This is a genomic window from Micromonospora sp. MW-13, assembly GCF_003434305.1.
Taxonomy (GTDB): domain Bacteria; phylum Actinomycetota; class Actinomycetes; order Mycobacteriales; family Micromonosporaceae; genus Micromonospora.
The window spans coordinates 23,370-36,572 of sequence record NZ_QKKX01000009.1; the positions used below are offsets into that span (position 1 = coordinate 23,370).

Below are 13,203 nucleotides of genomic sequence, written 5' to 3' on the forward strand. Positions count from 1 at the left end.
CGCCCGTGCCCCAGCGGGCGCGGAATGGTGGCCGCTGACGGGTGTGCCGGCCGTGCCTCAGAGGGCGAGCGCGGCGCTGGCCGTGCTACCGGTCGGCGGCGGCAGCAGCGCCGACGGGACCCCCTCGGCGGCCAACGCGGTGCGCAGGCGTTGCAGGTCCGCGCCGAAGCGCACCAGGTCCCCGGGATCGACCGGGGTCGGCGGCTCGCCGAGCACCAGATCGGTGGCCCGCCCCGGCCAGCCGGGCACGGCGGCGACCAGCGTGGCGCGTACCTCGTGGTCGGTGACGTGGGTGAACACCGTGCCGGGGGCGATCACGCCGGCCACCGCGGCGATCGCCCGCCGCACGGCGGCCGGGTCGGCCGCAGCCTCGCCGGGGCCGTCGGGCAGCACCGCGGCGGCGGCCAGCCCGGCCGCCCTCGCCTCGGCGGTGCCGAGCGAGAAGAGGTCCAGCTCCGCGTCGCGGACCAGCTCCCGCGCGCCGACGTCGTCGTCCCGGGTGGCCATGAGGTACCCGCGTACCACCGCGACCGGCACCTGGTCGCACTTGCCCTTGATCAGCTCCCCGGCGCCGGCCAGCTCGTCCACCACGGCCATCTGGGTGAGCTGTAGCTCGTTGCCGTACGGGTCGACCTCGCCCCGGTGGTCGCGGATCGCCGGCATCCCGGCCACCCCGAGCGCCACGTCGGTGAGCCCGTTGCGCCAGGGCCGGCCCATCGTGTCGCTGACGATCACGGCGACGTCCAGGTCGTAGCGCTCGCGCAGGGCCGCCCGCAGGGCCCGCGCCGAGGCGTCCGGGTCCTGCGGCAGCAGCACCAGCCGGGTCTTGTCCACGTTCGAGGCGTCGATCCCGGCGGAGGCCATCACGAAGCCGTGGTGGGTCTGCACGATCCGGGTCGCCCCCCGGGCGGCCACCACCCGGGCGGTCTCCGCCGCCAGCACCTCGTCCCGGGCGGCCAGCCGCTCCGGCCCGTCGGCCGGCACGTCCACCAGCCTTCCCTCCGCCTTGGAGACGATCTTGCTGGTGATCACCAGCACGTCGCCGTCGTGCAGCCACGGCGCGGCGGTCGCGATCAGCGCAGCCAGGTCGTCGCCCTCGGTCACGTCGCCGATGCCCAGCACCGGCAGGATCTCCAGCCTCACACCAGCTCCAACGCGGCCCGGACCATCGCCGCCGTCGCCGCCTCGTCCGTCATCAGCAACGGCACCGCCCGGACCGGCACGTCCGGCAGCACGGTGCCGGCGTCCTCGGGGGCCACCAGCCAGCCGTCCAGCAGGCCGCCGGAGGACCGGCTCCCGTACAGCCCGCCCACCCCGGCGGCGCTGCACTCGACGCCGACCACGGCCAGGCAGCGGTCGGCCATCCCACGCACCGCCGCGCCGCCGATGATCGGGGAGATGCCGACCACCGGGGCCGGACCGTCCGTGACCGCCTCCCGCAGCCCCGGCACGGCCAGCACCGGGGCGACGCTCACCACCGGGTTGCTCGGCGCCACCAGCACCACGTCGGCCGAGGCGATCGCGTCCAGCACGCCGGGTGCGGGCTTCGCGGTCTCCGCGCCGACGAAGACGAACCGGTGGGTCGGGACGTCCGCCCGGTGTCGCACCCACCACTCCTGGAAGTGGACCGCCCGCTGGCCGCCGCCGGGGTCGTCCACCACGACGTGCGTCTCCAGCCGGTCGTCGGTCGCCGGCAGCACGCGTACGCCGGGCTGCCAGCGGGTGGCCAGCGCGTCGGTGACCGCCGACAGCGGGTACCCGCCGGTCAGCATGGTAGTGCGGACCAGGTGGGTGGCGATGTCCTTGTCGCCGAGCCCGAACCAGGTCGGCTCGGCGCCGTACGCGGCCAGCTCCGACTTCACCGTCCAGGTCTCGCCGACCCGCCCCCAGCCGCGCTCGGGATCGGCGCCGCCGCCGAGCGTGTACATGACACTGTCCAGGTCGGGGCAGACCTTCAGTCCGTGCAGGTAGAGGTCGTCGCCGACGTTGACCACGGCGGTCACCTCGGCCCCCACCTCGCGGGCGTACGCCCGGACGCCGAGCAGGAATCGGGCGCCCCCGATACCGCCGGCCAGAACGACGATGCGCATGGCGTCCATCCTTCCGCACGCCCCGCCCCGAGGGTGCCGGTGGCCGGAGAGACTAGGCTCACGTCGGCAACTGTCCGTTACCGCCCCGAGGGGGAGTTCGTGACCAGCCCCGCCGAGCCCGCGTCCGGTGACGCGGCGCCCGCGTCCCGCCCCGCCATCCCGGCTCGCCAACTCACCGATCCGCTGCGCGAGCTGATCGCGTTCGTCCTGCTCGGCGCGAACGCCGTGCTGCTCTTCGTCGGCCTGATCCGGCTGCTCGCCCCAACCGACTACAGCACCTTCTACAGCCGGTCGGGCAGCAGCTTCTTCTTATTCGCCGGGCTGGAGGCGACCGTGCTGCCGGTGCTGGCCGTGCTGCTCGCCACGCACGTCGCCCCGGTGGTGCCCCGGGCCAAGCTCATCACCCAGGTGGCGCTGGGCGGGTACGCCTTCGGCGCCCTGTTCGGCGCGCTCACCCTGCTGGTCTGGACGGTGGACCGGCTGGCCAAGGCGGAGGTGCTCGACGCGTTCCTCGGCCTGCTCACCCGGATCGCCTGGCTGGCGATCTTCGCGATCGCCGCGTTCGTCGTGGTCAGGGTCTGGCGCGCCCTCTACTTCACCCCGAAGCCCAAGCCGGCCCCCGGCGTGTACGGCCAGCCGCAGCCCGGCTGGCCGCAGCAGCCGGGCCAGCCGGGCCAGCCCGGCCCGCAGGGCGGCTGGGCCGCCCCGGGGCAGCAGGGCGGTTGGCCGGCCCCCGGCCAGCCGGGCGGCTACCCGGCCCCCACCCAGCCCGGCCAGCCCGGCCAGCCTGGCCAGCCTGGCCAGCCTGGCCAGTTCGGCCAGCCCGGTCAGCCCGGTCAGTTCGGTCAGCCCGGTCCGGCCGCCGGCCAGTACGGCCAGCCGGCCCCGCCGTTCGCCCAGGCCCCGTCGTCGGCGCCGCCGTACCCGCAGACGACGCCGTTCACCCCGCCCCAGTCGGCGCCGCCGTTCCCCGCGTCGCAGCCCGCGCCGCCGTTCGGCCAGCCGCCGTCGGCCGACCCGACCCAGGCCATCCCGCGCCAACCCACCGAGCCGGGCGCGTTCGGCGGGCAGCAGGACTCCGACAGCGACCGCACCCAGCGCTTCCAGCGCGAGGACTGACCGCCGCCCTTCGGGTGCCGCTGTTTCCACTCTGGCGACGACAGCGGCACCCGAAGGGCCGGACGGCGTGGGGCTGTGCGTGCCGCCGGGACCGGTGCGCCTCGCTCTCCCGCCCTGCGGGGTGGGCACGGGCACGGTATCGGCGCGTGCGGGCCAGCGCATAGGCTGGACTTATGGTTGATCGCACGGAGTCGGGGCCCACCGCGGCGAGCGTCGAGCGCGCCCTGCGCCGGGCCGCATCCGGGCGGGCGCTGGACGTCGACGAGGCCACCGCCCTGCTCGCCGCCCGGGGGCCCGCGCTGGACGAACTGCTCCGGGTCGCCGGCGACATCCGCGACGCCGGCCTGCGCGAGGCCGGCCGCCCCGGCGTGGTCACCTTCTCCAAGAAGGTGTTCGTCCCGTTGACCCGGCTGTGCCGGGACCGTTGCCACTACTGCACCTTCGCCACCGTCCCGCACCGGCTGCCGGCCGCGTTCCTCGACCGGGACGAGGTGCTGGCCATCGCCCGCGAGGGCGCCGCCCAGGGCTGCAAGGAGGCGCTGTTCACCCTCGGCGACCGGCCCGAGGAGCGCTGGCCAGCGGCCCGGGAGTGGCTGGACGAGCGGGGCTACGACTCCACCCTCGACTACCTGCGCGCCTGCGCGGTGGCGGTGCTGGAGGAGACCGGACTGCTGCCGCATCTCAACCCGGGCGTGCTCTCCTGGTCGGAGTTGCAGCGGCTCAAGCCGGTCGCGCCGAGCATGGGGATGATGCTGGAGACCACGGCCACCCGGCTCTGGTCGGAGCCGGGCGGCCCGCACTACGGCTCGCCCGACAAGGAGCCGGCGGTCCGGCTGCGGGTGCTCGACGACGCCGGCCGGGTCGGCGTGCCGTTCACCACCGGCATCCTGATCGGCATCGGCGAGACCCCGGCGGAGCGGGTGGACGCGATCTTCGCGATCCGTCGGGCCCAGCGTGGGTACGGCCACCTCCAGGAGGTGATCGTGCAGAACTTCCGCGCCAAGCCGGACACCGCCATGCGGGGCATGCCCGACGCCGAGCTGCACGACCTGGCCGCGACGGTGGCGGTGGCCCGGGTGCTGCTCGGGCCGAGGGCCCGCATCCAGGCCCCGCCGAACCTCATCGAGGGCGAGTACGACCTGCTGCTGCGCGCCGGCATCGACGACTGGGGCGGCGTCTCGCCGGTCACCCCGGACCACGTCAACCCGGAGCGCCCCTGGCCGCAGCTCGACGAGCTGGCCCGGCACACCGCGCGGGCCGGCTTCACGCTGCGCGAGCGGCTGACGATCTACCCCGAGTACGTCCGGGCCGGCGACCCGTGGCTGGACCCGCGACTGCTGCCGCACGTGTCGGCGCTGGCCGACCCGGCCACCGGGCTCGCGGTCGAGGCGGCCCGCCCGGTGGGCCGTCCCTGGCAGGAGCCGGAGGAGGTCTTCGGCGGCGGCCGGACCGACCTGCACACCACCATCGACACCACCGGCCGCACCGACGACCGGCGCGGCGACTTCGACAGCGTCTACGGAGACTGGTCGGAGGTCGCCCTCCAGGCCGACGCCAGCCTCGCGGGGGCGGCCCGGCCCCAGCCCGCCCTTGCCGGGGCGGCCCAGGCCGACGCGGGCCCCGTGCCCGGCCCGGCCGGGGGCGGCGCGGCCCCGGGGGCGACCGCCGGCTCCGGCGACGCCGACCTGCGTACCGGGCTGCGGCTGGCCGCCGACGACCCGGCGGCGCTGCTCGACCCCCGGCACACCGACGCGGCTCTGGCGCTGTTCGCCGCCGACGGCCCGGCGCTGGACCGGCTCTGCCGGCTCGCCGACGACGTGCGCCGGGACACCGTCGGCGACGACGTCACCTACGTCGTCAACCGCAACATCAACTTCAGCAACGTCTGCTACGTGGGCTGCCGGTTCTGCGCCTTCGCCCAGCGTGAACGCGACGCCGACGCGTACCGGCTCTCCGTCGACCAGGTCGCCGACCGGGCCGAGGAGGCCTGGGCCGTCGGGGCCACCGAGGTCTGCCTCCAGGGCGGCATCGACCCGAAGCTGCCGGTCACCGGCTACGCCGACCTGATCCGGGCGATCAAGGCCCGGGTGCCGGGGATGCACGTGCACGCGTTCTCCCCGATGGAGATCGTCACGGCGGCGGCGAAGGCCGGCGTGCCGGTGAAGGAGTGGCTGGCCGGGCTGCGCGAGGCCGGCCTGGACACCATCCCGGGCACCGCCGCCGAGATCCTCGACGACGAGGTGCGCTGGGTGCTCACCAAGGGCAAGCTGCCGGCCGCCGCCTGGGTCGACGTGGTCAGCACGGCCCACGAGCTGGGCATCCGGTCCAGCTCCACGATGATGTACGGCCACGTCGACCACCCCGGGCAGTGGCTGGCCCACTTCCGGGTGCTGGCCGGGGTGCAGGACCGCACCGGCGGGTTCACCGAGTTCGTCGCGCTGCCGTTCGTGCACACCAACGCCCCGATCTACCTCGCCGGGATCGCCCGTCCCGGGCCCACCTGGCGGGAGAACCGGGTGGTGCACGCGATGTCCCGGCTGCTGCTGCACGGCCGGATCGCCAACATCCAGTGCTCCTGGGTGAAGCTCGGCGACGAGGGCACGGTGGCGATGCTCAACGGGGGCTGCAACGATCTGGGCGGCACCCTGATGGAGGAGACGATCTCCCGGATGGCCGGTTCGGGCAACGGCTCGGCGCGCACCGAGGAACAGTTGCGGGGCATCGCTGCGGCGGCCGGGCGACCGGCCCGGAAGCGGACCACCGCGTACGGCCACTCGCGGCCGTAGCGCCGAGGTCTTCCCCGCCGGCCCGTTACCCGGGGGCCGGCTACCTGCCGTCCCAGTTCCCCTCTCGCGGCTCGGGCCTCAGCGAATTCGGCGACGACGTGCGGTACGAGATCCATATCGACAACGACGGGGCGGCCAGCCGGATGCGGACCGGGGTGCGTCATACCGTCTGATGGGACGGTTACGCACCCGCCGGTGCGGTGCTCGTCGTCGGTGGAGTGGTGACCGGGTTCGTTTGGTCGAGCTGGGAACCTTGGGTCTCGTACTGATCCTCCGATCAGGTTGGACCGCCGTGCCTCGTCCACGATGTGGACGAGGCACGGTCGGCGGTCCCGGCTCGACGGGCGATCGCGGCCGAGTCGCGTTAACCTGTGCCCCACCAAGATCAGCATCGTGGTGGGGCACCCCGTCGGGGTCGCTGCCGGCGCGTCCGGTGGCGTCGCCCGGTGGACCGCCACGGCAGAAAACTCGGGCAACTCGCCGAGGAGGGCGTTACTCGTCCGGGGTCTGAATCGATAGGGCAGGTTGCGAGGCTGGGCGGCCGGAGCGGTCGCCCGTGGCGTGTCGGGAGGGCGACTCCATTATCAAGTCCGGCTTGACGGCGCACGTATTACACACGTGTAATTTGAATGGGGTTGTTCGCGCGGAACGCAGCAAATCGGGACCGTACGGACAAGCACGCCTTTCGCGTGGGGGGTTGCAGCGGCGACGACGCCGGTGCGCGACAAGGAGGCATCTTTAGATGGACGGCCAGCTCGAGGTGGCCGACCTGCTCGGGAACGCGCCGGAGTGGCAGGAGCAGGCACTCTGCTCCCAGACCGATCCGGAGGCGTTCTTCCCCGAGAAGGGCGGCTCGACCCGCGAGGCGAAGCGGATCTGCTCGCGGTGCGAGGTCAAGACCGAATGCCTGGAATACGCTCTCGGCCACGACGAGCGGTTCGGAATCTGGGGTGGGCTCTCGGAACGGGAGCGGCGCAAGCTCAAGCGGCGGGCCGCCTGAGCGTTGCCGGGCCGGGGCGGTGGGGGCCGCCCGGCTCAGGCTCAGGCCAGTTCGTCCGGGTCGACCCCGAGCAGGTTCGCCACCTGCTCGATGATCACGTCGTGTACCAGGTCGGCCAGGTCCTCCCGGTCCATGGCCCGGAACTCCAGCGGTCGGCGGTAGAGCACGATCCGCGGCGGCACCTCCTGCCGGCCGGGGCGGCCGGGCAGCAGCCGGGCGAGCGGCACCTCGCCGTCCTCCAGCACGTCGGAGTCGTACACGTTCAGGTCCGGCGGCACGTCCTCCACCGCGAACTCGACGCCGGCCAGTTCCTTCGCGAAGCGCCGCTCCAGGGCCTCCACCGTGTCCAGCACGAGATCGTCGAAGACCTCGGCCTTGGTCCGGGCCAGCGGCACCGTCGCCGGCACCAGCCGCCCACGCAGACCCCGCCCGTGCCGGTCACGGTGGGTGCGCCGGCCGGAGCCGGGACGGCGGTGTTCCGGACTGGTCATGACGCACAGGGTAGCCCGCCGCACGGCCCCGCCTGCGGCTGTGCCGCTCCTGCGGCGCGCCGTCCGTGCCCTGCTCGTCGAATGTTGCGAATTGTGATCTCGATGACGGGCGTGTCGCAACGCGAACCAGTGCGCCGGACCCGGTAATGGAGATACCCTCCCGCCGTGAGGTCACCACGGCGCTGCTCCCGAAACGGCTGCCCCCGGCAAGCGGTCGCCACATTGACCTATGTCTACAACGAGTCGACGGCCGTGGTCGGGCCCCTGGCGGCCTTCGCCGAACCGCACACGTACGACCTCTGTGAGCAGCACGCCCGCAGTCTGACCGCCCCCCGGGGCTGGAACGTGGTCCGCCACGAGGGCGAGTTCGAGCCCCCGCCGCCCAGCGCCGACGACCTGGTCGCCCTCGCCGAGGCGGTCCGCGAGGCGGCCCGGCCCGCGCCGCCCCGCCCCCCGGACGAGCAGCACCACCCGCAGCAATCGCAGCACCCCCAGACCGGCCGCCGCGGCCACCTCCGGGTGATCCCGCCCAACCACTGACCGCGCCGGGTCAGTGGCCCAGGAAGCGGTTGAACAGGGCGGCCCGCCGGGACGCCCGGCCCGTCCGCAGCTCCGCCCGGTCGGCGGAGAACATCACCTTCAGGCCCGCGTTGACGGCCAGCCAGCGCACCGGCTCCGGCTCCCAGCGAGGCGAGCGGTGGCCCACCCACGGCAGCGAGGTCAGGTCGCTCTCCGCGCCCCGGATCAGGTCCGCGAGCGTACGTCCGGCGAGGTTCGTGGTGCCGACCCCGTCGCCGACGTACCCGCCCGCCCAGGCCAGCCCCGTCGCGGGGTCCAGCCCGACCGAGGCCGACCAGTCCCGGGCCACCCCGAGCGGTCCGCCCCAGGTGTGGCTGACCGGCACCTCCGGCCCGAGCACCGGGAACAGCTCGCCCAGCACCCGACGCAGCGCGGCGAAGACCCGCGGCTCCCGGTCGAAGCCGGCGGAGACCCGGGACCCGAAATGGTACGGCGCGCCCCGCCCGCCGAACGCCAGCCGCCCGTCGGCGGTGCGCTGGCCGTAGATGATGACTGCCGGTGGTCGGAGAACGTCTCCCGCTGGGCCAGCCCGATCCGCGCCCAGGTCTGCTCGGGCAGCGGCTCGGTGGCCACCATCAGCGAGTAGACCGGCGCCACCGCCCGCCGCTGCCCGGGCAGCCCCGGCGTGTACCCCTCCGTCGCCCGCACCACCACCGGCGCCCGGACCGTCCCGGCCGGGGTCACCGCCGCCCCGGCCCGGATCGCCGTCACCGGCGTCCGTTCGTGGATCCGCACCCCGCGGCGTTCGACCGCCCGGGCCAGCCCGCGGACCAGCCGGGCCGGGTGCAGCGCCGCGCAGTGCGGGGTGTACGTCCCACCGCGCACCCGCTCGGCGGCGCACCGGGCGGTGGCCTCGGCCGCGTCGAGCAGCACCAGGTCGGCGGGGTCCAGGCCGTGCGCGCGGGCCTCGGCCACGTCGGCCCGGGCCCGGTCGAGCTGGGCCTCGCTGCGGGCCAGCACCACCGTCCCGCCGAGCTGCCAGTCGCAGTCGATCCCCTCGGCGGCGACCACCCGGCCCACCTCGCGGACGGTCTCCTGCATGGCCCGCTGCATCCGCAGCGCCGCGTCCCGACCGTGCCGGCGGGCCAGCGCCGGCAGCGAGGTGGGGAACAGCGCCGAGCACCAACCGCCGTTCCGCCCCGACGCGCCGAACCCGGCGATCTCCCGTTCCAGCACCGTGATCCGCAGCGCCGGGTCGGCGACCGCGAGGTAGTACGCCGTCCACAGCCCGGTGTACCCGGCCCCGACGATCACCACGTCCGCGTCGGCGTCCCCGCCCAGCGGCGGGCGGGGCGTCAGCGGCTCGTCCACCGTGGACAGCCAGTACGACAGCTCCTGGTAACGCATCGGCCGTCGACCGCTACAGCCGCGCCCACGCCTCGGTGAGCACCGCGCGCAGGATCTGCTCCATCTCGTCGAACTGCTGCTGCTCGGCGATCAGGGGCGGGGCGAGCTGCACCACGGGGTCGCCCCGGTCGTCGGCCCGGCAGTACAGCCCGGCCTGGAACAGCGCGGTGGACAGGAAGCCGCGCAGCAGCCGCTCCGACTCCGCCTCGTCGAACGTCTCCCGGGTCGCCTTGTCCTTCACCAGTTCGATGCCGTAGAAGTATCCGTCGCCCCGCACGTCGCCGACGATCGGCAGGTCGTGCAGCTTCTCCAGGGTGGCCCGGAAGGCGTCCTCGTTGGCCCGGACGTGCCCGATCAGATCCTCCCGGGCGAACACCTCCAGGTTGGCCAGGGCCACCGCGCAGGAGACCGGGTGGCCACCGAAGGTCACCCCGTGGGCGAACATGCCGGTCTCGGTGAGGAACGGCTCCATCAGCCGGTCGCTGGCGATCATCGCGCCGAGCGGGGCGTACCCGGAGGTGATGCCCTTGGCGGTGGTGATGATGTCCGGCTGGAATCCGTAGCGGACGGCACCGAAGTACTCTCCGAGCCGGCCCCACGAGCAGATCACCTCGTCGGAGACGAGCAGCACGTCGTACTCGTCGCAGATCTGACGGACCCGCTCGAAGTACCCGGGCGGCGGTGGGAAGCAGCCGCCGGAGTTCTGCACCGGCTCCAGGAAGACCGCCGCGACCGTGTCCGGCCCCTCCCGCTCGATGGCCCGGCGGATCTCCTCGGCCGCCCACCGGCCGAACGCCTCGGGCGAGTCGCCGTGCTCCGGCGCCCGGTAGAAGTTGGTGTTCGGCACCTTGATGCCGCCGGGCACCAGCGGCTCGAAGTCGCTCTTGATGCCGGGCAGGCCGGTGATCGACAGCGCCCCCATCGACGTGCCGTGGTACGCGATGTACCGGCTGACCACCTTGTGCTTGTTCGGCTTGCCGGTGCGCTTGAAGTACGCCCGGGCCAGCTTCCAGGCCGCCTCGACGGCCTCCGACCCGCCGGTGGTGAAGAAGACCCGGTTCAGGTCGCCGGGGGTCAGCGAGGCGATCTTCTCGGCCAGCTCCACGGCCTTCGGGTGGGCGTACGACCAGAGCGGGAAGTAGGCCAGCTCGCCGGCCTGCTTGGCGGCGGCCTCAGCCAGCTCGGTGCGCCCGTGCCCGGCGTTGACGACGAACAGCCCGGCGAGCCCGTCCAGGTAGCGGCGGCCCTGCGAGTCCCACACGTACGCGCCCTCGCCGCGCACGATCGTCGGCACCTCGCCGGCGGAGTAGCTGGCCATCCGGGTGAAGTGCATCCAGAGGTGGTCGGTGGCGTTGGCCATGTCAGCCCCATCGGGTCTCGGGCCGGTCTGGGGTGACACCGGCCGCTCTGCCCACGGTTATCCCACAGCCCTCACGGGTAAAGCAAGTGGGATCGGTGGTGCTTGACGCCTGAGGCAACGGAATCAGCGAGGGCTAACGACAAGAACAACGGAATCCGCATCTCCGGTGGCTTCCTTGGAACTCCCGCCCACTCATCGCTGTGTCGCTTGGGGGCGTGCCGCTCGCCGCCCCGTCGCCGGTTCTGGCCCGAGGTGCTGGGGGGATTGTGTGGGCCCTTTGGAGCTGAGTCGTCTGCGACATCACGCCCCGGCCAGGGATGCGTTGCTCTCGGCCGTCCAGCTCGGCCGCCGTCTGCACTCGTTGCCCTCGGGTTTCTTGGTCGGGGCGGGCCGATGAGGTGAGTCGTCTGCGACATCAGCTCCAAAGGCTCCCGAGTGCACATCCTCGCCAGGCATCGGGCGTGCGCAGGAAGCGGGCAGGCCACAACGCCTGACCGCCGACCGGCCGGGCAAGGGTGGCTCAGGCCGTACCCCAGCTGTAGGTCTGCTTGCGGAGCTTCAGGTACACGAAGGCCTCGGTGGCGAGCACGCCCTCGACGGCGCGCAGCCGTTGCAGGATCTCCAACAGGTGGGCGTCGTTGCGGCAGACCACCTCGGCGAGCAGGTCGAACGACCCGGCGGTGATCACCACGTAGTCGACCTCCTCGAACTCGGCGAGCCGGTCGGCCACCGCCTCCAGGTCGCCGTCGGTGCGCAGGCCGATCATGGCCTGGCGGGGGAAGCCGAGTTGGAGCGGGTCGGTGACCGCGACGATCTGCATCACCCCGGCGTCGAGCAGTCGCTGCACGCGCTGGCGTACCGCCGCCTCGGACAGGCCGACCGCCTTGCCGATCGTCGCGTACGGCCGGCGGCCGTCCTCCTGGAGCTGCTCGATGATCTGCTTGGCGACGTCGTCCAACAGAGCGTGACTGGCGCCCTCACGGACGGCGACACGTCGCCCCCCGCTGCCGCTCTCCTGCTGCCGGATGGCCATCGTCCGCTCCCCATGTCCGCTTCTCCCACGGAATCGTAGTGCCCCCGGTGCGATCTGGCGTAATTCGTGGCGCAGGGCTATCGCGGCAACGGAATCCCTTGTGAGGCAGGTCGGCTCATGTCAGGATCAGTCGTCCATCGCCTGAAGACCCTCCCGCCGCCGGGCCACCCCCTGTCCCGCCCGCCGGCGATGACCCCCCTAGGAGTCGTCACATGCGAACTCCCCTCCGGCCCCTCACCCGGCGTGGTCTGCTCACCGGCACCCTCGGATCTGCCGCGATGCTCGCCACGGCGGGTGCGCTCGCCGGCTGCGGCACCAAGGGCGCCCAGCAGACCGAGGCCGGCTGCGTCAGCGAAGACCTCTCCGGCACGGAGAAGAAGCTGGCGTTCTCGAACTGGCCGCAGTACATGGACGTCGACGACAAGGACGAGTCGAAGCGGCCCAGCCTGGACGCGTTCGTCGCCTCCAGCGGTGTCCAGGTGACGTACACCGAGGACATCAACGACAACAACGAGTTCTTCGGCAAGGTGCAGAACCAGCTCGCCGCCTGCCAGGGCACCGATCGGGACCTCATCGTGCTGACCGACTGGATGGCCGCCCGGATGATCCGGCTCGGCTGGATCCAGAAGCTCGACCCGGCCAAGATCCCCAACGTGGCGGCCAACCTGCTGCCGTCGCTGCTCAACCGCCCGCTCGACCCGGAGAACCGGATCTCCATCCCGTGGCAGTCCGGCCTCGCCGGCCTCGCCTACAACGGCGGCGTCACCAAGGAGATCCGCACGGTCGACGAACTGCTGACCCGCCCCGACCTCAAGGGCAAGGTGACCGCGCTGTCCGAGATGCGCGACACGATGGGCCTGCTGCTCCAGTCCAACGGCCACGACCCGGCGAACTTCACCACCGCCCAGTTCGACGACGCGCTGAACACGCTCAAGAAGGCCGTCGCCTCCGGGCAGATCCGCAAGTTCACCGGCAACGACTACGCGCCCGACCTGGCCAAGGGCGACATCGCCGCGTGCGTCGGCTGGTCCGGCGACATCATCCAGCTCTCCGCCGAGAACAAGAAGATCAAATTCGTGGCGCCGGACTCCGGCGTGATGCTGTTCAGCGACAACATGATGGTGCCGAACAAGGCCACCCACAAGGCAAACGCCGAAGCGCTGATCAACCACTACTACCAGCCGGCAATCGCCGCGAAGCTGGCCGCGTACGTCAACTACATCTGCCCGGTCAAGGGCGCGCAGGCCGAGATGGAGAAGATCGACCCGGAACTGGCCGCCAACCCGCTGATCTTCCCGGACGAAACACTGCTGTCGAGGTCCAAGGTGTTCATGGTCCTGGACGAGAAGCAGGAGAAGGAGTACGAGGGCAAGTACCAGCAGGTCATCGGGGCGTGAC

At 73.0% G+C, this 13,203-nt stretch carries 10 protein-coding genes and 1 pseudogene; 5 read left to right on the plus strand and 6 right to left on the minus strand.

The window, feature by feature from the left end; translation table 11 throughout:
• Positions 1 to 57 precede the first annotated feature (57 nt).
• The gene (locus C5N14_RS04245; RefSeq protein ID WP_117665704.1) at positions 58 to 1,143 is read right to left on the minus strand and encodes a coenzyme F420-0:L-glutamate ligase; all 1,086 of its coding nucleotides are present in this window, start codon (positions 1,141 to 1,143) and stop codon (positions 58 to 60) included.
• Positions 1,140 to 2,090, minus strand: coding sequence for a 2-phospho-L-lactate transferase (cofD, locus tag C5N14_RS04250; RefSeq protein WP_117665706.1), 951 nt, complete (start codon positions 2,088 to 2,090; stop codon positions 1,140 to 1,142). The genes C5N14_RS04245 and cofD overlap by 4 nt, the downstream gene beginning before the upstream one ends.
• A gap of 99 nt (positions 2,091 to 2,189) precedes the next feature.
• On the opposite strand from cofD, the gene C5N14_RS04255 reads away from it, so the two are divergent.
• The 3 genes from C5N14_RS04255 to C5N14_RS04265 all read left to right on the plus strand — a co-directional run bounded on the left by C5N14_RS04255 (position 2,190) and on the right by C5N14_RS04265 (position 6,995).
• The gene (locus C5N14_RS04255) at positions 2,190 to 3,209 is read left to right on the plus strand and encodes a hypothetical protein (RefSeq protein ID WP_117665708.1); all 1,020 of its coding nucleotides are present in this window, start codon (positions 2,190 to 2,192) and stop codon (positions 3,207 to 3,209) included.
• 173 nt (positions 3,210 to 3,382) lie between these two features.
• A complete protein-coding gene (locus C5N14_RS04260) occupies positions 3,383 to 5,995 on the plus strand; it encodes a bifunctional FO biosynthesis protein CofGH (protein WP_117665710.1) in 2,613 nt (870 codons plus the stop codon).
• Positions 5,996 to 6,737: 742 nt separating this feature from the next.
• On the plus strand, positions 6,738 to 6,995 hold the full coding sequence (locus C5N14_RS04265) for a WhiB family transcriptional regulator (protein ID WP_007074725.1): 258 nt from the start codon (positions 6,738 to 6,740) through the stop codon (positions 6,993 to 6,995).
• Between the two features lie 41 nt (positions 6,996 to 7,036).
• Here C5N14_RS04265 and C5N14_RS04270 read toward each other — a convergent pair whose 3' ends face one another.
• Positions 7,037 to 7,486 carry a metallopeptidase family protein gene (locus C5N14_RS04270; RefSeq protein ID WP_091670584.1) on the minus strand — a complete coding sequence of 150 codons (450 nt, stop codon included), beginning with the start codon at positions 7,484 to 7,486 and terminating at the stop codon, positions 7,037 to 7,039.
• A 165-nt stretch (positions 7,487 to 7,651) separates the two neighbouring features.
• On the opposite strand from C5N14_RS04270, the gene C5N14_RS04275 reads away from it, so the two are divergent.
• Positions 7,652 to 8,026, plus strand: a complete 375-nt coding sequence (locus C5N14_RS04275; protein ID WP_117665712.1) for a DUF3499 domain-containing protein — start codon at positions 7,652 to 7,654, stop codon at positions 8,024 to 8,026.
• Between the two features lie 10 nt (positions 8,027 to 8,036).
• Here C5N14_RS04275 and C5N14_RS04280 read toward each other — a convergent pair.
• The 3 genes and pseudogenes from C5N14_RS04280 to C5N14_RS04290 all read right to left on the minus strand — a co-directional run bounded on the left by C5N14_RS04280 (position 8,037) and on the right by C5N14_RS04290 (position 11,805).
• A pseudogene (locus C5N14_RS04280) lies at positions 8,037 to 9,412 on the minus strand (NAD(P)/FAD-dependent oxidoreductase).
• Between the two features lie 13 nt (positions 9,413 to 9,425).
• Positions 9,426 to 10,772, minus strand: a complete 1,347-nt coding sequence (locus C5N14_RS04285; RefSeq protein ID WP_117665714.1) for an aspartate aminotransferase family protein — start codon at positions 10,770 to 10,772, stop codon at positions 9,426 to 9,428.
• Positions 10,773 to 11,292: 520 nt separating this feature from the next.
• A complete protein-coding gene (locus tag C5N14_RS04290) occupies positions 11,293 to 11,805 on the minus strand; it encodes an Lrp/AsnC family transcriptional regulator (RefSeq protein ID WP_117665716.1) in 513 nt (170 codons plus the stop codon).
• 212 nt (positions 11,806 to 12,017) lie between these two features.
• Here C5N14_RS04290 and C5N14_RS04295 point away from each other — a divergent pair, with 212 nt between their 5' ends.
• Positions 12,018 to 13,202 (plus strand): spermidine/putrescine ABC transporter substrate-binding protein, encoded by a 1,185-nt coding sequence (locus C5N14_RS04295; protein ID WP_117665718.1) that lies wholly within the window; start codon positions 12,018 to 12,020, stop codon positions 13,200 to 13,202.
• The last annotated feature ends 1 nt before the right edge of the window (position 13,203 follow it).

Bases quoted from the DNA above. Each gene is read 5' to 3' on its own strand.
- cofD (WP_117665706.1), bottom strand. From the start codon at position 2,090: ATGCGCATCGTCGTTCTGGCCGGCGGTATCGGGGGCGCCCGATTCCTG.
- C5N14_RS04260 (WP_117665710.1), top strand. From the start codon at position 3,383: ATGGTTGATCGCACGGAGTCGGGGCCCACCGCGGCGAGCGTCGAGCGC.
- C5N14_RS04265 (WP_007074725.1), top strand. From the start codon at position 6,738: ATGGACGGCCAGCTCGAGGTGGCCGACCTGCTCGGGAACGCGCCGGAG.
- C5N14_RS04270 (WP_091670584.1), bottom strand. From the start codon at position 7,486: ATGACCAGTCCGGAACACCGCCGTCCCGGCTCCGGCCGGCGCACCCAC.
- C5N14_RS04285 (WP_117665714.1), bottom strand. From the start codon at position 10,772: ATGGCCAACGCCACCGACCACCTCTGGATGCACTTCACCCGGATGGCC.
- C5N14_RS04290 (WP_117665716.1), bottom strand. From the start codon at position 11,805: ATGGCCATCCGGCAGCAGGAGAGCGGCAGCGGGGGGCGACGTGTCGCC.
- C5N14_RS04295 (WP_117665718.1), top strand. From the start codon at position 12,018: ATGCGAACTCCCCTCCGGCCCCTCACCCGGCGTGGTCTGCTCACCGGC.